Source organism: Caballeronia catudaia (genome assembly GCF_001544755.2).
GTDB lineage: Bacteria > Pseudomonadota > Gammaproteobacteria > Burkholderiales > Burkholderiaceae > Caballeronia > Caballeronia catudaia.
In genome coordinates, this window is sequence record NZ_FCOF02000013.1 from 1 (window position 1) to 18,741 (window position 18,741).

An 18,741-nucleotide genomic window follows, 5' to 3' on the forward strand; every position below is an offset into this window, starting at 1 on the left:
CTGAACAGCCGGCCGCGCGCAACCCACGCGTTCCATTCGCCATTCGAGGTTTTCGCTGCGACACTTGCCTCAGCGGGACAACCTCAAAACGCTAAACATTAACCCCCTCGTTGCACTTCGGTTTGAAACCGCCGGGCAATGATATGCGTCTGTTCAATCAATCACTCATGGCAATACGTGCACGACTTGCAGGTTGAACGACATCAGGGCTTGAGCACACGACACGTCACCAAGGTCGATGCCCTTGCCGTGCCGGTAGTGCAGCCACCAGCCGAACGCGCCGGGGTCAAGCTCGCCTCTTTAACGATATGGATGACGAGCGCGTTCGACGAAAAGCCGCTCTTCATACACATTCGATTCGAGATCGAACACATATCAAGAGCGGCAATGAATAGCCGTACTCTCCATTCACCTCGGCGCCGACACCACCTCAAGCGCCACCAGATTCGAAACGTACCCCCCCGCCTTGCCATCGTTCGGAATCACGAGCCGCGCGAAGCCGGTTCCCGGCAACGGCGCACCGTTCATCGAATACGCAACGATATCGGGCTGATTGCCGAAATCGGGCGACAGTTCCCCCAGCGAGATCACCGTGCGATAACCATCGCTGCCGGTGGCCACGAGATAAAAGCCCAGCAGATCGTTCTTCACCGTCGCGCTGGTCTGAATGCCCGAAGCGTTGATCAGATCCCACAGGCTCACACCCGTGTAAGTGTTCGCGCCGATCGTGCGCGTCACGGCAGGCAGCGCCTGCAGCGCCGCCAGGTCATAGGTCGCCGGATGCGCGATCGCGCCGGATAGCTGAAACTGCGTCGTGACGCCGCCGCCGGTAGCCGTCGCCGTCGATGTCGCCGTGTGCACTTCGAGTTTCGCCAGATTGGACACGTAGCGTCCGCCCTTGATGTCGCCGGGCGCGGTCACGCGCAACGGGCCATCGGTGGAGGTCAGCGCGGCGCTCGTGCCGTTCAGCGTCTCGGCGTAGACCACCTGATTGCCCCGATTGCCAAAGTCCGGGCTCAGTTCGCCCATCGGAAAGACCGCGCGGTAATTGTCGCTGCCGGTCGCCACGACGTACTTGCCGAGCACGTCGTTCTTCACGGCCGGGTTCGTCGCGATGCCGACCTGATTCAGCAACGTCCACACGCTCGCGCCGGTGTAGACGTGAGTCTGTTGTCCCGTGCCACTGCCGAAGGAAACCGTCTGCGTATTCGCCGGCAGCGCCTGGATCTGCGCCAGCGTGAAGTTGGTCGATGCGGACACGTCGCCCGACACCGACAGCACCGTCTACGACGACGTATCGTCGCCGCCACCGCAGGAAACCGTTGCGATCGGAAGCAGCGCGAGCGAGAACAGCAGCGCCGCCAGATGCCTTGCGTCACGAGAAAATCCCATCGGTCGACTCCGTTTCGTTAGTGGATTGACGTTCGCTGGCCGACGCCGTCGCACCCTCACCGACGCATCGTCGCGCTATATCTTTGCATATACATCGAACGGCATTTGCAGAAATTTCGGGCGAAGGCCACGCATGCTCCGGGCAGGCGCGTCGCGCGCGGTTTCGCGGCCACGGTTATCATCGGTTTCCCTCCCGTCCGAGCGTGAAGCCATGAGCACTCTTCCTTATCGCAACGCCCTCATCATCGGCGCCGGTCCCGGCATCAGCGGCTCACTCACCCGGCGTCTGCGCGCGGAGAACATTCCGGTCATCATCGCGGCGCGCAACGTCGACAAGCTGTCGGCGCTCGTCGACGAAACAGGCGCCATCGCGTTGCCCGTCGATGCCTCCGATGCCCGCGCAATGGAAGCGCTCTTCGCCGAAACCGAAGCGCGCATCGGCACGCCGGAAGTCGTCATCTACAACGCGGGCGGACGCGTGCGCGGGCCCATCGCCGAACTCGATGCGGCCGAGGTCGAACAGGCCGTCGCGGTGACGGCGCTCGGCGCGTTCCATGCGGTGCAGCAGGCCGCGCGACGCATGGTTCCGAAGGCTCACGGCGCGATCCTGCTGACGGGCGCGACTGCGGGCGTCAAAGGCTTCGCGCTGTCCGCGCCGTTCGCGATGGGCAAGTTCGCGTTGCGCGGACTGGCGCAGAGTGCCGCGCGCGAGCTGATGCCGAAGGGCATTCATGTCGCGCACTTCGTGATCGATGGCGGTGTGCGCTCCGCTCAGCGCACCGATCCGCCAGACGTGCCCGACAGCATGCTCGACCCCGATGCGATCGCGCAGACGTATATCGACGTGCTGCGTCAGCATCGCAGCGCGTGGACGTGGGAAATCGAGCTGCGGCCGTGGGTGGAGAAGTTCTGACGTTCTACGGATCGTGGCGTAAATGCCTCCGAAACTGTCATTTCCGCCCATAGCTGACGTGCGCCGTTTTATCTACAGTGGCTTCGATCCGTCCCACTCAAAGGAGCCGCAGTGACATCGACATCGACACCGACAGGCCTCGACCGCCCGATCTGGACCGCGCTGACGACGAGGCAAGCGCATCTCGGCTTCGGCGATGCCCTCGCGCGACGTTTTCATCCCGACGTCGCGCCCTTCGCCGCGATCGCATCGGACACGCCGGACGCGTGGCGCGCGCTTCAGGCGCTCATGGAGCCGCATGAGCAGGTCGCGATTCTGTCGGCCAATGATGCGAAGGGCATCGATGCGTTGCAGTCGAAGCGCGTCGGCACGATCCATCAGATGATCGCGCCGCGACGCTTCACGCAAGACGCGGACGATAGCGACGTGATCCGCCTGAACGCAGCCGACACGGACGACATGCTCGCGCTGGTGCAGCGAACGAAGCCAGGCCCGTTCGGAAAGCGCACGCGCGAGATGGGCGCGTACATCGGCATTCGCGAAAAGGGCGAACTCATCGCGATGGCGGGCGAGCGCATGTCCATCGACGGCTATGTGGAAATCAGCGCGGTATGCGTGGACGAGCGCTGCCGCGGACGCGGGCTCGCCGGCCGGCTCATGAATATTCTGCGCGGGGAAATCGGGCGGCGCGGCGAGACGCCGTTCCTGCACGTCTTCAGCCACAACGAGAGTGCGATCGGACTATATGAACGGCTCGGCTTCGAACTGCGCCACGCGTTCGCGCTCACGCAGGTCAGTCACGCAGCCTGACGCGCATAACGCTTCGCCGCGACGGACGGCAGCTCGCCGAACATCACGCGATAGTCGTGCGCGAAGCTGCTGAGATGCCAGAAGCCCCACGTGGTCGCAGCGGACGTCACCGAGTCGCCCAGCCGCAATTCACGGCGCACGTGATTGAGGCGCACCGCGCGAAGATACGCGATCGGATTCAGGTTCAATGCGTCCTGAAACGCGTACTGCAACGTCCTTCTGCTGATGCCGAGCTGCACGCACAATTCGGCGATGGACAGCGGACACGTCGACGCGTCCTGAAGCCGCTCCTGCACGGAATTGACGAGCGGCCAATACTTCGTCGGCCGCGCGTGCGAGTTCGCGGCTTCCGGCGACGATGCCGATATCACCTCCGATATCGCATAGAGAATCGTGCGTTCGGGCAATTCGATGCGGTCGTCGGTATCGGCCTGCTCGCCGGGCGCGGCCTGCGCCGCCGCTGCGAGCGTCTGCTTGAGCAGCTGGCGAAGATTGTCGGCGGCGTCGGCGGCCATCGGAATGAGCGGCGACATCGGGCGGCCGAGCAGCGATGCGGCGAGCACGCGCATCGGCTCCGACGACAACCCGTCCGGCTCGATCTCCACATTCACGAGCACATGGCGGTCCGGCGAAAAGAACTCGAACTCCGGGCCGCTCGAAAAGATGTGCAGGCTGTCGCGGCTGCTTTTCTCGCCGCACATTCGCGCGTGTCCTTCCAGTTCCAGCGGAACCGCCACGGCGAGTCTGTCCGACGGCACCGAGCCTTGCTGAAGAATCACCTTGTCCAGATGTTCGACCAGCAGGCGGATGCCGCCGAGCGACACGATCGACGACGACCCGCGAAACAGCCCGCCCGAAATCTGCGTGTAGTTGAGGCTCCAGCCATCGAATGCGCGCGCCTGTTCGTCCACGTCCGTGAACGAGCAGAAGGCGACCGCGCGCGCGAAAAGCCGTGCGTCGGAAGCGGTCGAGTAAGAAGGAGCCGCGCTCATCGGAAGTCGGGAATAGCCGCTTTGAATCGGGATAACCGCCGAAAAGGATAACTTGCCAAGAAGCATTCCGGCCAAATGTCCGTGCAAACCCTTAGTTGCCGAAATCCGATAGCGACGCGCCTTTCGAACCCATAACGTCGAGCTTCAGGTTTCGGAGAACAAGGACATGAGCATAAAAATCGACGGCCGTCTCGCGGGCAAAGTCGCAATCGTGAGCGGAGGCGCGGGCGGCTGCGGCGCGGCCGCGTCGGAGTTGTTCGCAGCGCAGGGCGCGAAGGTCGCCATCATCGACCGTAACGGCGACGCCGCCGAAACGCTCGCGTCGATCCTGCGCGACCGTGGCCTGCAGGCGATCGGCCTCGGCGCCGACGTCTCCAGCCAGGCCGATGTGGAACGCGCCGTCGGCGCCGTGCGCGACCGCTTCGGCAACGCCAATATCCTCTTCAATCACGCGGGCACGCTCATCGTCAAACCGTTCCTCGACATCGAGGAATCGGAATGGGACTGGCTCATGGGCGTGAACGTCAAAAGCATGTTCCTGATGACGAAGGCCGTGCTGCCGCAGATGCTCGAAGCGGGAGGCGGCAGCATCGTGTGCACGTCGTCGATATCGGCCGTCTGCGCGACGCCGGGTGAAGTGCTCTATGACGCCACCAAGGGCGCGTGCCATATGTTCGCCCGTGCAATTGCCGTCGAATTCCGCGATCGCGGCATACGCTGCAACGCGCTCGCGCCGGGCTTCATCCGCACGCCGCACGGCATGCGCGAGCTTGAAGACTTGCAGGCGATGGGCGTCGACGCCACCGAGGCCGCGATCATGCAGCAGCAAGGCCGCCTGTGTGAGCCGTCGGAAGTCGCAGCGGCGGCGCTCTTTCTGGCGTCCGACGAATCGAGCTTCGTGAACGGCACGCACCTTTTCGTCGATAACTGTTTTTCCGCCGTTTAAAGACTTACAAAAAACATTCCGAGGGCGTGACTTTCATCGAAGGCTTTCGCAGCGATGCGAACCTTCGATTTTTTTCGTCGCGGCTGCGCGCTGCATTCCATCGGCATGTCGCAATTCTTCTATCCGCGCGCGCCGGCTTTCGATGGAATACACAACAGTCACGCGTTTTTCGAAGCACATCACCTTCACACGGGTAATCACCATGTTCAATCGCGCAGCCAGCACCGTTGAAAACGTCGATCCGGAACTCTGGGCGGCCATCACGGACGAAAACAAACGACAGGAAGATCACATCGAGCTGATCGCGTCGGAGAACTACACCTCGCCTGCCGTGATGGCCGCGCAAGGTTCGCAGCTCACGAACAAGTACGCGGAAGGCTATCCGGGCAAGCGCTACTACGGCGGTTGTGAATATGTCGATGTGGTCGAGCAGCTCGCGATCGATCGCGTGAAGCAGATTTTCGGCGCGGAAGCCGCGAACGTGCAGCCGAATTCCGGCTCGCAGGCGAATCAGGGCGTGTTCTTCGCGATGCTCCAGCCCGGCGACACCATCATGGGCCTGAGCCTCGCGCACGGCGGCCACCTGACGCACGGCTCGCCCGTCAACATGTCGGGCAAGTGGTTCAAGGTCGTGAGCTACGGCCTGAACGAAGCCGAGGACATCGATTACGAAGCCGCCGAGCAGCTCGCCAACGAGCACAAGCCGAAGCTGATCGTCGCGGGCGCGTCGGCGTTTGCGTTGAAGATCGATTTCGAGCGCCTCGCGAAGATCGCGAAGAGCGTCGGCGCGTATCTGATGGTCGACATGGCGCACTATGCCGGCCTGATCGCCGCGGGCGTCTATCCGAACCCGGTTCCCCATGCGGACTTCGTCACCACGACGACGCACAAGAGCCTGCGCGGCCCGCGCGGCGGCGTGATCCTGATGAAGGAAGAATTCGCGAAGCAGATCAACTCCGCGATCTTCCCCGGCATCCAGGGCGGCCCGCTGATGCACGTGATCGCGGCGAAGGCCGTCGCGTTCAAGGAAGCGCTGTCGCCGGAGTTCAAGACGTATCAGCAGCAAGTCGTCGACAACGCGCGTGTGCTCGCCGAAACGCTCGTGAAGCGCGGCCTGCGCATCGTCTCGGGACGCACCGAAAGCCATGTGATGCTCGTCGATCTGCGCGCGAAGAAGATCACGGGCAAGGCCGCGGAAGCCGCGCTCGGCGCCGCGCATATCACGGTCAACAAGAACGCGATTCCGAACGATCCGGAAAAGCCCTTCGTCACGAGCGGCATTCGCCTCGGCTCGCCCGCGATGACGACGCGCGGCTTCGGCGTGAAGGAAGCGGAGATCGTCGGCAATCTGCTCGCCGATGTGCTCGAAGCGCCGGAAGACGCAGGCAATCTCGAACGCGTCCGTCAACAGGTCGCTGAACTGACGAAGCGTTTCCCCGTCTACGGCTGACTTTCAGCGTAGTTTCGAATGACTGACGTCGGGCCTGCTGCATAACGCGGCGAGCCCGACGTTTTCGTTTTGCACTTGACACCGACGTCTAGCGTAATGGAAACTGCGTCCATTATGCTAGATACCGCCGAAACACCTACCGAAACCGGCATCAACGAGCGCATTGCCGAGCGCGTGCGCGAGTTGCGCGCCGCGCGCGGCTACACGCTCGACGCGCTGGCGGCGCGCTGCGGCGTGAGCCGCTCGATGATCTCGATGATCGAGCGCGGCGCCGCCAGTCCGACCGCCGTCGTGCTGGACAAACTCGCCGCCGGGCTCGGCGTATCGCTCGCGAGTCTGTTCGGCGGGGAGCAGGAAGGCGCGCCGTCCGAACCCCTCGTGCGGCGCGCCCAGCAATTGAAATGGCGCGATCCGGCGTCCGGCTACACCCGCCGAAACCTCTCGCCTCCCGGCTGGCCATCGCCGTTTCAACTCGTCGAAGTGGCGTTTCCGGCTGGCGCGCGCGTCGCGTACGAGACGGGCAACCGCGAATCGGCGATGCATCAGCAAGTCTGGGTGATGAGCGGACGCGTCGACATCGTGATCGGCGACACGCTTCATGCGCTCCAGCAAGGCGACTGCCTGGCGATGCGGCTGGATCGGCCATTGATCTTCAGCAATCCCACATCGAAGGCGGCGCGCTATGTGCTCGCCATCTGCGACGCGCCTTCCAGCTAACGGATAACGAATGACCACGAACGCCCCGCACGACGACGTGCGCCTGATCGACTGCAACGAAGACGAGCACGCGCCAGCGATCCTCGACATCCTCAACGACGCGATCGTCAATTCGACCGCGCTGTACGACTACGTGCCGCGCCCCGCGGCGGCGATGTCGGCATGGTTCGCGGCGAAGCGCGCGGGCGGCTTTCCGGTCGTCGGCGCCGTCGATGCCACGGGCACGCTGCTGGGCTTCGCGAGCTGGGGCACGTTCCGCGCGTTTCCCGCCTACAAGTACACGGTGGAGCACAGCGTCTACGTGCATCGCGATTGCCGCGGCCGCGGGCTCGGCGAACGCCTGTTGCGCGAACTGATCCGGCGCGCGCGGGAAGCGCAGGTGCATGTGATCGTCGGCTGCGTCGATGCGACGAACGCGGGCAGCATCGTCCTGCATACGCGGCTCGGATTCACGCACTCGGGCACGATCAGGGAAGCCGGATTCAAGTTCGGCCGCTGGCTCGACGCCGCTTTCTACCAGCTCAATCTCGACACGCCCACGCAGCCGGTGGACGGCTGAAGCAAGGGAGATCACGGAGACGTGGCGCGTGCCGCCGGACCGCCACGCGCCACGGCCGGGCGTCTGCGCCACGCATTACCTGAAGTAATCCAAGCCGGAAAATAAAGCGCGTTGACGCTGTTTTGGCGCGCTTCGATACTGCGTTCATTCGCAAACGTACTCGCCAACGCACACGTGAACGCCATGAACTCGGTAGAGAAATTTTTCGCCCCTGCGCTCGACCTCGACAACCGTCTCGCCGATGCGCTGACCTGGGAACAGGGCGGCCGGCTTTGGCCGAGCAGCGAGCAGCAGACGCTGACGTGCTGCCGCGTCGTCGATGAAACGCACGACATCAAGAGCTTCGAGTTCCGCACCGCCGATGGCCTGCCCGTGCGTTTCGAGCCGGGCCAGTTCATGACCGTGTCGGCGAGCGTGAACGGACAGTCGGTCGAGCGCTGCTACACGATCTCGTCGCCGCCGACGCGACCGTTTCTCGTGTCGATCACCGTCAAGCGCGTGCCGGGCGGAACGATGTCGAACTGGCTTCACGACAACATGAAGCCTGGCTGCGAGCTGCGCGCGTATGGGCCGTCCGGCACCTTCACGCCGACCGCCGCGCCCGCGACGAAATCGCTGTATCTGTCGGCAGGCTCCGGCGTCACGCCGCTCATGTCGATGACGCGTGCGAGCACCGATCTCGGTCTGAACCGCGACGTCATCTTCATCCACAGCGCCCGGACGCCCGCCGATATCGTGTTCCGCGAAGAGCTGTCACGGCTCGCGAGGCTCTCGCCGCGTTTGCGCGTGTTCTTCGTGTGCGAGGGCGTCGGCGATGAGGCGGATTGGGATGGTCCGGTGGGCCGTCTGAGTCATCAACTGCTGTCGCAATGGGCGCCGGATTATCTCGAGCGCGAAGTCTTCACGTGCGGCCCGGCCGGATATATGAGCGCGGTGCGCGGCCTGCTTCTCGAAGGCGGTCACGACCCGGCGCGCTATCACCAGGAAAGCTTCGATATCAGCGCGGGCGTGGCGCGTGAACCTGCGCCCGCTGCCAAGGAAGCCGATAGCGCTTGTGGCACGTTCACCGTCAAGCTCTCGCGATCGGCGAAGTCGTTCACGATGAGCGCGACCGATACCCTGTTGTCGGCGGCGAAGAAGGCGGGCGTCGCGGTGGCGTCGTCGTGCAGCCAGGGCGTGTGCGGCACGTGCAAGACGAAGCTGCTCGAAGGCTCCGTCGACATGAAACATAACGGCGGCATTCGCGATCGCGAAGTGCAGAAGGGCTTCCGCCTGCTGTGCTGCAGCCGTCCGACTTCGGATCTCGTGCTGGAACTGTGAGGTGCTGCTTTGAGACGTCCCGATAACGTGTCGGCTTACATCGCCATCGCGCAAAGGTTGTTTCAGTCGGAGAAGCTGCCGGACGGCGGTCGCGATGTCGCGGCGCGGGTGTTCGAGCGGCTGCGCACGCCATCGGACGACGGCGCGCGGCGTCACACGCGCTATCCCGCGTGCGAATGGCTCGATGCGGCGTTGGCTCCTTTCATCGACGATGACACGGATTTCGGCGCCGCCGCGCGGGCGATCAAGGCGCTCGAAGCCGATCTCGGATGGTCGCGGCGATCATCGGGCGTGAATGGCAGCGATGGTTATATCGACGCGCACGTGCACGGCATGATCTGCGGGCCCCGCGGCGCGGAAAGCCGCTATGACGTGCAGCTCGGTTTTTCGCTGATGTTGCCGCACACGCGGTATCCCGATCACAGTCATCCGCCCGAGGAGGCGTATGTGCTGTTCACGCGTGGGGAGTTTCGGCAGAACGGCGGGGAATGGATCGATCCGGGTGTGGGCGGCGGGATTCACAACGTGCGGAATAATCCGCATGCGATGCGGTCGGGTGAGGTGCCGTTTTTAGCGATATGGTGTTTGTTGACGCGGGAGGGGGATTAGCGCCTCACACAGATTGACGAATCCCCCTCTCAACCCTTATCCCATGCCGCTTCATCTTCGCGTACAGCGCGGGCTTCGATACTTGCAGCAGCTTCGCGCAATTCGTCACGTTGAAGTGACACGCTTGCAGAGCACTCTCGATCGCCACGCGCTCCGCTTCCTTCAACGACACCGGCTCGCCACGCTGCGCGGACGCGCCCGCACCCGCCTTTGCCACCGAAGCGCCTCCTAAAAGCGAAGCCACATCCGCGATCCGCTCGCCTTCGTTGAAGTTGACGATCTTCTCGACGAGATTCTCGATCTCCCGCACATTGCCCGGCCAGTCATGCGCTTCCAGTTGCAGCAACGCAGCTTCAGCGATCTCAGGCATCGGCTTGTGCATGCGCGTGCAGTATCGCTCCAGAAAAAAAGCCACCATTGCGCGGATATCCTCGCGGCGCTCGCGCAGCGGCTGAATCAAGATTTCGATCACGTTGCAGCGATAGTACAAATCCTCGCGAAACGTCTTTGCGATCACCATCGAAGCGAGATCGCGATTGCTCGCGCAGATGATGCGCACATCGACGGGAATGCCACGCGTCTCACCGATGCGCGTCACTTCGCGCTCCTGCAGCACGCGCAGCAGTTTCGCCTGCACGTCGATGGGCAGCTCCGATATTTCATCGAGAAACACCGTGCCGCCGTCGGCGGATTCGAATTTGCCGGGCCGGCCTTCCCTCGCCGCGCCCGTGAAGCTGCCGGGCGCATGGCCGAAAAGCTCGCTTTCGATCAGCGCATGCGGCAACGCCGCGCAATTGATCGCGATGAATGACTGCGCCGCGCGCGCGCTCGCGTTGTGAATGGCCTGCGCGAAGACTTCCTTGCCGACGCCGCTCTCGCCCGAAAGCAGCACGTTCGATGCACCGCGCGCCGCCTTCTTCGCGGCATCGACCGCGCGTTTCAGACCCGCGCTCGTGCCGATCACGCTGTCGAACGTAAAGCGCGCATGATTGCCCGCGTAGCGCCCGGCCATCTTGCGCACGCGCCGCATCTCGCGAAACGTGTTGACCACCGACACCACTTCGCCGCATCGGTTCTTGATGGGAATGGCCGTGTCGAGCAGATGCAGATGCCGCGCGGGCGAGTCGATGATCAGCTCGCGATCCACATAACCCACGCCCGTTCGATAAATCGATCCGATGATCGGCTCGAAGTCGATCACCTCGTTGAGCGTCTTGCCGATGCTCGTCTTTGGATCGATGCCGAGAATGCGTCCCGCGACCGAATTGACGTGCCGCAGCACATGACCTTGCCCGATGACCATCAGCCCGTCGCCGATATGATCGATGATCGCGCGCTGCTCTTCGACGAGCGTGTCGTAAGCGGCGAGATCGAAGGCGCTTTGCAGCAGGACGTCGAGCGTCGCGCCGAGCAACGCGATCCACGGCGCGGGCGTCGGGTCGCCGGATGAAGGCGCGCGCAACGCGATGAGAAAGACGCGCCGCCCGTGCGCGTCGACGCGCAACGCGAACGCCTGAGCGCCTTGCAGGGGAATGGTCACGCATCGTCTGTCGGATGACGTCGCCGCTTCGGCAAGCGCGGCCAGGCGATCGGAAGGACACTGCGCGAAGAAAGCTTCATCGGCGGCATCGGCGCCTTCCAGCACGTGGCCGCTGCGATCCAGCGTGAAGATGCACGCGTTCGCTTCGCGCGCCGCGAGACGGCGCGCATCGCGCCAGCGGGACGACGCGAGCGCGCTCTCCAGCGTGGCGATGTCGGGATCGAGCGCGACGGTGGCCATGTCTACCTGCGAACGGTCGGGCAATGGCTTCGAATATAGCAGGACAAAAGCGCATCGCCCGACGTCGCGTGGCGTCGCTCAATCCTTCTGCGCAATCGCCGTCAGCGCACCGCCATTCAGCCGATACACCGTGACCGGCGCATCGACCCAGTCGCCGTTCCCGTCGAACTTGACGGGACCGAGAATGCTGTTGAACGACTGATCGCGCAGCACCTTCACGAACACTTCGGGCTTCGCGGAGCCGGCTTTCTGCATCGCATCGGCGACGACCAGCGTCGCGGCGTAGAACGCGGGCGCGTAGGTATCGACATCGGCGCTGAACGCGCTCTTGAACTTCGCGCGGAAGGTCTTGCCGTCGGGCAGCGTGTCGAGCGGCGCGCCGCCCTGCGCGCAGAACATGCGCTTGTCCGCGACGCCCGCCGAGAGCTTGTCGAACTCGGGCGAACAGATGCCGTCGCCGCCGACGAGCGTCGCGTTCAGGCCGAGCTCGCCCATCTGTCGCGCGAGCGTCGCGGCCTGCGCGTAGTAGCCGCCATAGAACACGACCTGCGGATTGCGCGACTTGATCTGCGTGAGAATCGCCTTGAAGTCGGTCGCCTTGTCCGTGCTGTATTCGCGCGCGACGATCTGCAAGCCCTCCTTCTGCGCCGTCTTGATGAACACGTCCGCGACGCCCGTGCCGTATGCGGTGCGGTCGTCGATCACGGCGGCGCGCTGCGCGCCCAGCACTTTCTTCGCATAGACGGCCATGCGTCCGCCCATGACGTTGTCGTTCGTGGCGAGGCGAAACACGTACGGATAGCCGAGATGCGTGAGATCCGGATTCGACGACGCGCCCGTCATCATCACGACTTTCGCGTCGTTGTAGATGCGCGCCGCCGGAATGCTCACGCCCGAGTTGTAATGGCCGATGACGGCGGACACGCCATCGTCGACGAGCTTCTGCGCGACGTTCACGCCGACTTTCGGATCGCCCTGATCATCCATCGAAATGAGCTCGAACTTCACCGGCTTGCCGGCGATCGTGAAGCCCTTCGCGTTCAGTTCGTCGATGGCGAGACGCACGCCGCGCTCGTCGTCCTTGCCGCTTTGCGCCGCGCTGCCCGTGAGCGGACCCGCCACGCCGATCTTCACCACTTCCTGCGCCTTCGCCACGCCACACAGCATCGCCACGCATGCGATGAACGTCATCGCCGTCTTCATCGGTTTCATCGTGTTTCTCCCGTCGCAGTGATTGACAGATTTTCCAGAACGTCCCGTACCGGCGACAGCGTGTCGAACTCGAAATCCGGGCGCGGCTGCCACGTGCCGAGCGAGTCCGCGCCGCGATTGATCCACGCCACCGCCATGCCGAGCGGCTTCGCGCCGTCGATATCGGCCCAGCTCGCGAGCGAGCAATGCAGCACGTCGCGCGCGGGCAGCGCGAGGCGGTCGAGCGCGAGCGCGAAGATCGCCTGCGACGGCTTGTATGCCTGCGCCATCTCCGCCGTCGTCACGTGCTCGAAATAGCGCGTGAGCTGCGTGCGGCGCCACAGGTCGCTGTCCATGTTCGTGACGGGCATCAGCGGATAGCGCGACGCCGCCCAGTCGAGAAACGGCTCGGCGTCGGCGTGCGCGGGCGATGCTTCGACGAGATGCGTGAGGAACACATCGGTGAGCGCATCGAGCGTGTGGCCCTTGCGCGCGCCGGGCCAGCGCGCATCGAGCACGGCGGCGAGCGCCTGCTGCGCGACATCGCGATAACGCCCGTACGCCCGCCCGCGATACAGCCGCACGTTGCGGATGTCCCAGTCGAGATAGATATCGAACATCGCGTCATCGGTTTCGATGGACAATCGCCGCAGCACTTCCGCCATGCCGAGCGTGCCGCCGCGATCCACATCGACGAGCGTGCCGAAGTAGTCGAAGGTCAAGGCTTTCGGGTTCATCGCGCGTGCTCCTTTCTCGTGGCGAACTTCTTGACGCGCTCGGCGGCGTCGGGGTCGGCGAAGGCGCCGATGGTCGCGGCGAATTCGAGTTCGAGACTGCGTGACAGCGTGCCGGTGAGGTCCGCTGTCACGAGCCGCTTCAGGCGCGCGATCGATTTCTCCGATTGCTCCGCGATGCGCGCCGCGAGCGTCATTGCCGTGTCGAGCATCGCATCGCGCGGCACGACGCGGTTGACGAGTCCCATCGACATCAACGATTGCGCGCTCTGGCGCTCGCCGAGCAGCCACAGCTCCATCGCGCGCTGATGGCCGATCGCCTGCGGCAGCAGATGCGTGACGCCGCCCGTCACGAACTGGCCCCACGCCATCTCCGGAAAGAACGCGACGAGATCGTTGGACGCCACCACGATGTCGCAATTGAGCATCCACTCGAAGCCGCCGCCGACGGCGAAGCCATGCACCGCGCCGACGACCGGCTTCGCGCCGAACATCAGAGCGCGCGTGATGCGTTGAATCCGTTCGATGTGCAATCGAATGCTTGCATCGTTTGCGCTTTGCTCGCCGAATTCCTTGAGATCGTCGCCGGCGCAGAACGCGCGGCCCTCGCCCGTCAACACGATCACGCGGCACGCGGCATCGTCGATCGCGTGTTGCAGCGCGTCGTGCAGATCGTCGAGCAGCGTGCCGCTGATGGCGTTCATGCGCTCGGGGCGATCGAGCGTCACGAGGCAAACCGGTCCTTCCATGCGTGTCCTGACGTAGCTCATGCGGGCTCCTTGTCGATCCAGCGGGTCTTGCCTTCGGTGCGCGGAAAGTGCTCGAACGGAACGATGGTCACCGCCGCGCTTGCGCCGATGCGTTCGCGCACCGCCGCTTCGATGCGCATCGCCGCATCCGGCCAGCGTTCGATGGGCAGGCCGTTCGCCGCTTCGACCGTCATCGCGACGCGGTCGTACGGACCCGGCCCTTTCAGCACGATGCGGAACATGCCGGACGCCCATTGCGGCAGCGCTTCGACCGCGAGCCGCACCGCGCCCGGAAACACGTTGACGCCGCGCACGTTGAACATGTCGTCGGTGCGGCCCGTCACGCGAAAGCGCCACGCGCTGCGGCCATCGGGGCCGGGATCGGTCGACGTCACCGTGACGACGTCGCGGGTGCGATAACGCACGAGCGGCTGGCATTGCTTGCGCAGATGCGTGCAGACGAGTTCGCCGGTCGTGCCTTCGTCGATCGGCAGACGCGCGAGCGTTTCGGGATCGACGATTTCGGCGAACACCACGTCCGCCGCGTGATAGAGCAGGTCGCTGGTCCAATCCGTTTGCCCGCCGAGAATGCTCAGCACTTCCGACAGGCCGAAGTTCGCGTTGCGCACCTTGAAGCCCCACTTCTCTTCCATCGCGGCGCGCAGTTCGGGGTTGTCGAGACCGGCCTCGCCGCCGAACAGCCCCAGCTTCAGCCCGAGATCGCGCGGCGCGGGGCCGCCGGTTTCGCGCAACACCTGCTCGATCAGCGCCGGATAAGACGGCGTGCACGAGATCGCGTTGATGCCGAGATTCAGGATCGAATCGATCAGCAAGCGCGTGTTGCCGACGCCGAACGGCACGACCGTCGCGCCGGCCGCTTCGAGGATCGTGTGATCGGTGAAGCCGCCCGTCCACATGCAGTAGTTGAGGCAATGGACGACGCGATCGTCCGGGCGCAGGCCCGCGGCCCACATCGAGCGGGCGCCGACGCGGGCGATATCCTCGGCATCGCGCGCGCTGTTCGCGAGAATCAGCGGCCGTCCGGTCGTGCCCGACGTGCGATGCAGCCGCGCGATGCCGCTTTCCGCGCACGCGACGTAATCGCCGTAGGGCGACGCGCTTTCCTGGCTCACGCGCAGTTCGTCCTTTTCGGTGAAGGGCATGTCCTGCAGCGTATCGAGCGTGATGTCGTCGCGGCCGGTCCAGTGCGCGAGCTTGGTCCGGTAGAACGCGGACATCGCGCGCAGATAAGGCCAGTGCGCGGCCCACAGCGCGTCCTGATGACGACGGACATCGGCGGGCGGAAGCGTTTCGAACGCTTCGTCGAAGTGGGCGCGGTGCGTCGGGGATCGTTCGGCCATGTGCTTTCCTTTTGATCGTGTTCAGCCGTGACGGCGCTTCGCGGCGCGCGCCTCGATAGCGGACCGCTCGACGATCGCGCGCGCATGGCTCGCCGTGCCGACCGGCCCGTGAGCATCGGAGGCGACGACATCGAACCAGTACAGCGAGCCTTCGATATCGCGAAACGTCGCGGTCGCGGAGATGTCGACGCCCGGCGGCGTCGGCGCGAGATGGTTGAGGTGCGTCGTCACGCCGACGGACAGTTGCCCGTCGCCGACGGCATCGCGCAGCACGTCGGCGCACGCGCGTTCGATCAAGGCGAGCAGCGCGGGCGTGGACAGCACGTCGGGATAGCGCTCGCCCGCCGCTTGCGCGTGCGTCGACGCGAGATCGGCGGATGTGACGGTGTGGGTGAGCGTGGCGGCTCGGCCTTTCTCGATCATGTGCGGCTCCGGGGTTGTCTGGAGCGCGATCAATGCAAAGGTCGGGCCATATGCGCGAAAGCCCCGTCGGGCGGGGCTTTGCGGGTTCTATTCCGGCTTCGGAAGCCGCGACAGGAAAGATTCTTAACGTTGCGATTCGATACGGTCGTTGGTTTGCTTTACTTTCCCGGCGTGAGCACGACTCTGAACCGCGCCTTGCCGCTCATCATCCGCTCATACGCTTCCGGCGCGCGCGACAGCGGATACTCCTCGATCATCGGCTTCACGCCCGCGAGCGCGCTGAACGCCAGCGTCTCCTGCGAATCCGCCGCCGTGCCCGACGGCCAGCCCTGCACCGAATTGCGGCCCATGATGAACTGCCCGATCGGCACCTCGACCGGCTCCTGCGATATGCCGACCATGATCAGCTTGCCGTTCAGCCCGAGTCCGCCGATGGTCGCGCTCATCGCCTTGCCGCTCGTCGCCGTCGCGAGAATCACGCGCGCGCCGCCGAGCGCCTGCAGCGCTTCGGCCACGTTCTGCGCTTCGCTGTCGATGTAGTGATGCGCGCCGAGCTGCTTCGCGAGCGGCGCCTTGTCTTGCCCGCGCGCGATGGCCGCCGTGACGAAGCCCATCTTCCGCGCGAACTGCACGCCCAGATGGCCGAGCCCGCCGATGCCGAGAATCGCGACCACCTCGCCTGCGCGCGCGCCGCTGTTGCGCAGCGCATTGAACGTGGTGATGCCCGCGCAAAGGAGCGGCGCGGCGTCGACATCGGAGAGATCGTCGGGCATGCGGGCGAGCGCTTCCTGCGGCGCGACCATGTAATCCGCGTAGCCGCCGTCGTAGCTGATGCCCGGAATCTGCGCGCGCTGGCAAAGCACGAAGTCGCCATGACGGCAATGATCGCAATGGCCGCAATGCCCGCCGTGCCAGCCCACGCCGATACGCTGACCCTTCTCCCAGCCCTCCACGCCCGCGCCCATCTTCTCGATCACGCCCGCGATTTCGTGACCCGGCACGCGCGGAAACTGCAGGCCCGGCCATTGGCCTTCGACCGTGAGCGAATCGCTGTGGCAGATGCCGCACGCCTGCACCTTGATCAACACATGTCCGTCTCGCGGCTCCGGCACCTCGCGCTCGACGACTTCCAGCGGACCATTCGCTTTCGCTACCTGCACTGCCTGCATCGTTGGCATCGCTTGCTCCTGTTGATGGGAGATATCGCGCGGTGTGCCCGGCACGCCGCACACGGATGACACGGCCAGATCAATCGCACTCCCGACCGCATCGTCGAGAAACGTCGGAAATGGCGATTGTGACAGGACTTCGTGCGATGCGCCGGGCAGCAGTCACGCTGCACTTCACGCACGGCGCAATGAACGGAAGCTCTCGCGAACCTCGATCGTAAAGGCTTGCGGCTGCTCCCATGCCGCGAAGTGCCCGCCCTTCGGCAGACGGTTGTAGTGGATCAGCTTCGGATACGCCTTTTCGGTCCAGCTTTGCGGCGCGGCATAGATCTCATCCGGAAACACGCTGACCGCGACCGGAATCGCGACATGCTTCGGCGCGAAGAAATTGAGCTTGTTCTCCCAATACAGCCGCCCCGATGAAACGCCCGTGTTCGTGAGCCAGTAGAGCGTGATGTTATCGAGGATGTCGTCGCGTGACAGTCCTTCGCTCTTGCCATCGAACACGCGCGCGATGAGCGCCTGGCTCGCTGCGTCGTGATCGATCATCCACGCGGCGAGGCCGATTGGCGAATCCTCGATGCCGTACAGCGTCTGCGGCCGGTTCGCCATTTCCTGCGCATAGCCGAGACCGTGCTTGTAGAAGAAGTCGAGTTGATCGAATGCGTGCTTCTCGTCCGCCGAAAGGCTCGCCGGCGCGGGTTCTCCGAGCTTGAGCGCGTTCGCGATATCGTCCGGCACGGTCGCCGGCATGTTGGTATGCATGCCGAGGAGTTCCGGCGGCGCGACGAGCGCCATCTGCTCGGTCACCGCATTGCCCCAGTCGCCGCCCTGCGCGACGTATCGCGTATAGCCGAGACGCTTCATCAACGCGATCCACGCACGCGCGATGCGCTGCGGGTCCCAGCCGGTCGCAGTCGGCTTTCCTGAGAAGCCGTAGCCGGGCAGCGAGGGAATCACCACATCGAATGCGTCGGATGCGCTGCCGCCGTGCGCCGTCGGATTGACCAGCGGATCGATGATCTTCAGTTGCTCGATGATCGAACCCGGCCATCCGTGCGTGACGATCATCGGCATTGCGTTCGGATGTTTCGAGCGAACGTGGATGAAGTGAATGTCGAGGCCATCGATTTCGGTGACGAAGTTCGGCACCGCGTTCAATCGCGCTTCGACCTTGCGCCAGTCGTAGCTCGTTCCCCAGTAACGCGCGAGCTGTTGCATCGTCGCGAGTTGAACGCCTTGCGAGGCATCGGCGACGGTTTCGCGTTCCGGCCATTTCGTCGCTTTGACGCGGCGCTTCAGATCGGCGAGCTGCGCATCCGAAGCATGGACGCGAAGCGGGCGAATGGCGGTTTTGTCGCCGGCTTTGACTTGCACGATGCCGGCCGCGCTGTGAGCCGGCTCGTCGGCGAATGCGAGACGCGCGAACGCGCCGGCGGCAAGTGTCGCCGCCGCGACGCCGATGAAATGGCGGCGCGAGGGCGTGCTGATGGAAGCATCGTTGGACATACATGACTCCTGTATTCATGAACGGGGAGGAGCGATGTGTGCCGCGATGGTTTTATGTTGTTTTGCTCGTAGTCAGACCGTCACCGCCTCGGTGCGCCGCGATGGCTTATCGCAGCA

18 protein-coding genes are annotated in these 18,741 nt (G+C 64.4%); 8 read left to right on the forward strand and 10 right to left on the reverse strand.

Translation table 11 applies throughout. From position 1 onward, the window contains the following. Window positions 1–408: 408 nt before the first annotated feature. Entirely contained in the window at window positions 409–1,272 is an 864-nt protein-coding gene (locus tag AWB75_RS15950) for a molybdopterin-binding protein (RefSeq protein ID WP_235012123.1), read from the reverse strand. Between the two features lie 331 nt (window positions 1,273–1,603). On the opposite strand from AWB75_RS15950, the gene AWB75_RS15955 reads away from it, so the two are divergent. Both AWB75_RS15955 and AWB75_RS15960 read left to right on the forward strand, forming a co-directional pair. Beyond that, a complete protein-coding gene (locus tag AWB75_RS15955; protein ID WP_061125065.1) occupies window positions 1,604–2,305 on the forward strand; it encodes an SDR family NAD(P)-dependent oxidoreductase in 702 nt (233 codons plus the stop codon). Between the two features lie 111 nt (window positions 2,306–2,416). After that, window positions 2,417–3,115 (forward strand): GNAT family N-acetyltransferase, encoded by a 699-nt coding sequence (locus tag AWB75_RS15960; RefSeq protein ID WP_061125066.1) that lies wholly within the window; start codon window positions 2,417–2,419, stop codon window positions 3,113–3,115. Here the strand turns inward: AWB75_RS15960 and AWB75_RS15965 are convergent. After that, entirely contained in the window at window positions 3,103–4,107 is a 1,005-nt protein-coding gene (locus AWB75_RS15965; protein ID WP_061125067.1) for a helix-turn-helix domain-containing protein, read from the reverse strand. The genes AWB75_RS15960 and AWB75_RS15965 overlap by 13 nt on opposite strands. A 166-nt stretch (window positions 4,108–4,273) precedes the next feature. Here AWB75_RS15965 and AWB75_RS15970 point away from each other — a divergent pair, with 166 nt between their 5' ends. From AWB75_RS15970 to AWB75_RS15995, 6 genes are all read left to right on the forward strand, one after another. Beyond that, complete coding sequence (locus AWB75_RS15970; protein ID WP_061125068.1) at window positions 4,274–5,053, forward strand: SDR family NAD(P)-dependent oxidoreductase; 780 nt, start codon at window positions 4,274–4,276, stop codon at window positions 5,051–5,053. Window positions 5,054–5,255: 202 nt separating this feature from the next. Continuing rightward, complete coding sequence (gene glyA / locus AWB75_RS15975; protein ID WP_061125069.1) at window positions 5,256–6,503, forward strand: serine hydroxymethyltransferase; 1,248 nt, start codon at window positions 5,256–5,258, stop codon at window positions 6,501–6,503. Between the two features lie 114 nt (window positions 6,504–6,617). Continuing rightward, on the forward strand, window positions 6,618–7,220 hold the full coding sequence (locus AWB75_RS15980) for a helix-turn-helix domain-containing protein (protein WP_061125202.1): 603 nt from the start codon (window positions 6,618–6,620) through the stop codon (window positions 7,218–7,220). Between the two features lie 10 nt (window positions 7,221–7,230). Continuing rightward, on the forward strand, window positions 7,231–7,779 hold the full coding sequence (locus AWB75_RS15985) for a GNAT family N-acetyltransferase (protein ID WP_061125070.1): 549 nt from the start codon (window positions 7,231–7,233) through the stop codon (window positions 7,777–7,779). A gap of 183 nt (window positions 7,780–7,962) precedes the next feature. Further along, window positions 7,963–9,099 carry a hybrid-cluster NAD(P)-dependent oxidoreductase gene (locus AWB75_RS15990; RefSeq protein ID WP_061125203.1) on the forward strand — a complete coding sequence of 379 codons (1,137 nt, stop codon included), beginning with the start codon at window positions 7,963–7,965 and terminating at the stop codon, window positions 9,097–9,099. 9 nt (window positions 9,100–9,108) lie between these two features. After that, a complete protein-coding gene (locus tag AWB75_RS15995) occupies window positions 9,109–9,708 on the forward strand; it encodes a dimethylsulfoniopropionate lyase (RefSeq protein ID WP_061125071.1) in 600 nt (199 codons plus the stop codon). A 4-nt stretch (window positions 9,709–9,712) separates the two neighbouring features. On the opposite strand, the gene AWB75_RS16000 is transcribed toward AWB75_RS15995, so the two are convergent. From AWB75_RS16000 to AWB75_RS16035, 8 genes are all read right to left on the reverse strand, one after another. Then, window positions 9,713–11,488: a sigma-54 interaction domain-containing protein gene (locus AWB75_RS16000; RefSeq protein WP_061125072.1), complete on the reverse strand. Its 1,776-nt coding sequence runs from the start codon at window positions 11,486–11,488 to the stop codon at window positions 9,713–9,715. Between the two features lie 78 nt (window positions 11,489–11,566). Further along, a complete protein-coding gene (locus tag AWB75_RS16005; RefSeq protein ID WP_061125073.1) occupies window positions 11,567–12,700 on the reverse strand; it encodes a branched-chain amino acid ABC transporter substrate-binding protein in 1,134 nt (377 codons plus the stop codon). Continuing rightward, window positions 12,697–13,416, reverse strand: a complete 720-nt coding sequence (locus AWB75_RS16010; protein WP_061125074.1) for an HAD family hydrolase — start codon at window positions 13,414–13,416, stop codon at window positions 12,697–12,699. The genes AWB75_RS16005 and AWB75_RS16010 overlap by 4 nt, the downstream gene beginning before the upstream one ends. Then, on the reverse strand, window positions 13,413–14,183 hold the full coding sequence (locus AWB75_RS16015) for an enoyl-CoA hydratase/isomerase family protein (RefSeq protein WP_061125075.1): 771 nt from the start codon (window positions 14,181–14,183) through the stop codon (window positions 13,413–13,415). The genes AWB75_RS16010 and AWB75_RS16015 overlap by 4 nt, the downstream gene beginning before the upstream one ends. Continuing rightward, window positions 14,180–15,523 carry a phenylacetate--CoA ligase family protein gene (locus AWB75_RS16020; protein ID WP_061125076.1) on the reverse strand — a complete coding sequence of 448 codons (1,344 nt, stop codon included), beginning with the start codon at window positions 15,521–15,523 and terminating at the stop codon, window positions 14,180–14,182. Before AWB75_RS16020 ends, AWB75_RS16015 begins: the two co-directional genes overlap by 4 nt. A gap of 21 nt (window positions 15,524–15,544) precedes the next feature. Then, window positions 15,545–15,946, reverse strand: a complete 402-nt coding sequence (locus tag AWB75_RS16025; protein ID WP_061125077.1) for a thioesterase family protein — start codon at window positions 15,944–15,946, stop codon at window positions 15,545–15,547. Between the two features lie 158 nt (window positions 15,947–16,104). Beyond that, window positions 16,105–17,124 (reverse strand): alcohol dehydrogenase, encoded by a 1,020-nt coding sequence (locus AWB75_RS16030; RefSeq protein WP_061125078.1) that lies wholly within the window; start codon window positions 17,122–17,124, stop codon window positions 16,105–16,107. A 165-nt stretch (window positions 17,125–17,289) separates the two neighbouring features. Beyond that, complete coding sequence (locus AWB75_RS16035) at window positions 17,290–18,624, reverse strand: epoxide hydrolase family protein (RefSeq protein ID WP_061125079.1); 1,335 nt, start codon at window positions 18,622–18,624, stop codon at window positions 17,290–17,292. Window positions 18,625–18,741 lie beyond the last annotated feature (117 nt).

What these genes read in the sequence shown, in the direction of transcription:
- AWB75_RS16010 (WP_061125074.1), bottom strand. Translation starts at nt 13,416, where the DNA reads ATGAACCCGAAAGCCTTGACCTTCGACTACTTCGGCACGCTCGTCGAT.
- AWB75_RS16015 (WP_061125075.1), bottom strand. Translation starts at nt 14,183, where the DNA reads ATGAGCTACGTCAGGACACGCATGGAAGGACCGGTTTGCCTCGTGACG.
- AWB75_RS16000 (WP_061125072.1), bottom strand. Translation starts at nt 11,488, where the DNA reads ATGGCCACCGTCGCGCTCGATCCCGACATCGCCACGCTGGAGAGCGCG.
- AWB75_RS16030 (WP_061125078.1), bottom strand. Translation starts at nt 17,124, where the DNA reads ATGCCAACGATGCAGGCAGTGCAGGTAGCGAAAGCGAATGGTCCGCTG.
- AWB75_RS16035 (WP_061125079.1), bottom strand. Translation starts at nt 18,624, where the DNA reads ATGTCCAACGATGCTTCCATCAGCACGCCCTCGCGCCGCCATTTCATC.
- AWB75_RS15985 (WP_061125070.1), top strand. Translation starts at nt 7,231, where the DNA reads ATGACCACGAACGCCCCGCACGACGACGTGCGCCTGATCGACTGCAAC.
- glyA (WP_061125069.1), top strand. Translation starts at nt 5,256, where the DNA reads ATGTTCAATCGCGCAGCCAGCACCGTTGAAAACGTCGATCCGGAACTC.
- AWB75_RS15980 (WP_061125202.1), top strand. Translation starts at nt 6,618, where the DNA reads ATGCTAGATACCGCCGAAACACCTACCGAAACCGGCATCAACGAGCGC.
- AWB75_RS15955 (WP_061125065.1), top strand. Translation starts at nt 1,604, where the DNA reads ATGAGCACTCTTCCTTATCGCAACGCCCTCATCATCGGCGCCGGTCCC.
- AWB75_RS15970 (WP_061125068.1), top strand. Translation starts at nt 4,274, where the DNA reads ATGAGCATAAAAATCGACGGCCGTCTCGCGGGCAAAGTCGCAATCGTG.
- AWB75_RS16025 (WP_061125077.1), bottom strand. Translation starts at nt 15,946, where the DNA reads ATGATCGAGAAAGGCCGAGCCGCCACGCTCACCCACACCGTCACATCC.
- AWB75_RS16005 (WP_061125073.1), bottom strand. Translation starts at nt 12,700, where the DNA reads ATGAAACCGATGAAGACGGCGATGACGTTCATCGCATGCGTGGCGATG.
- AWB75_RS15990 (WP_061125203.1), top strand. Translation starts at nt 7,963, where the DNA reads ATGAACTCGGTAGAGAAATTTTTCGCCCCTGCGCTCGACCTCGACAAC.
- AWB75_RS15965 (WP_061125067.1), bottom strand. Translation starts at nt 4,107, where the DNA reads ATGAGCGCGGCTCCTTCTTACTCGACCGCTTCCGACGCACGGCTTTTC.
- AWB75_RS16020 (WP_061125076.1), bottom strand. Translation starts at nt 15,523, where the DNA reads ATGGCCGAACGATCCCCGACGCACCGCGCCCACTTCGACGAAGCGTTC.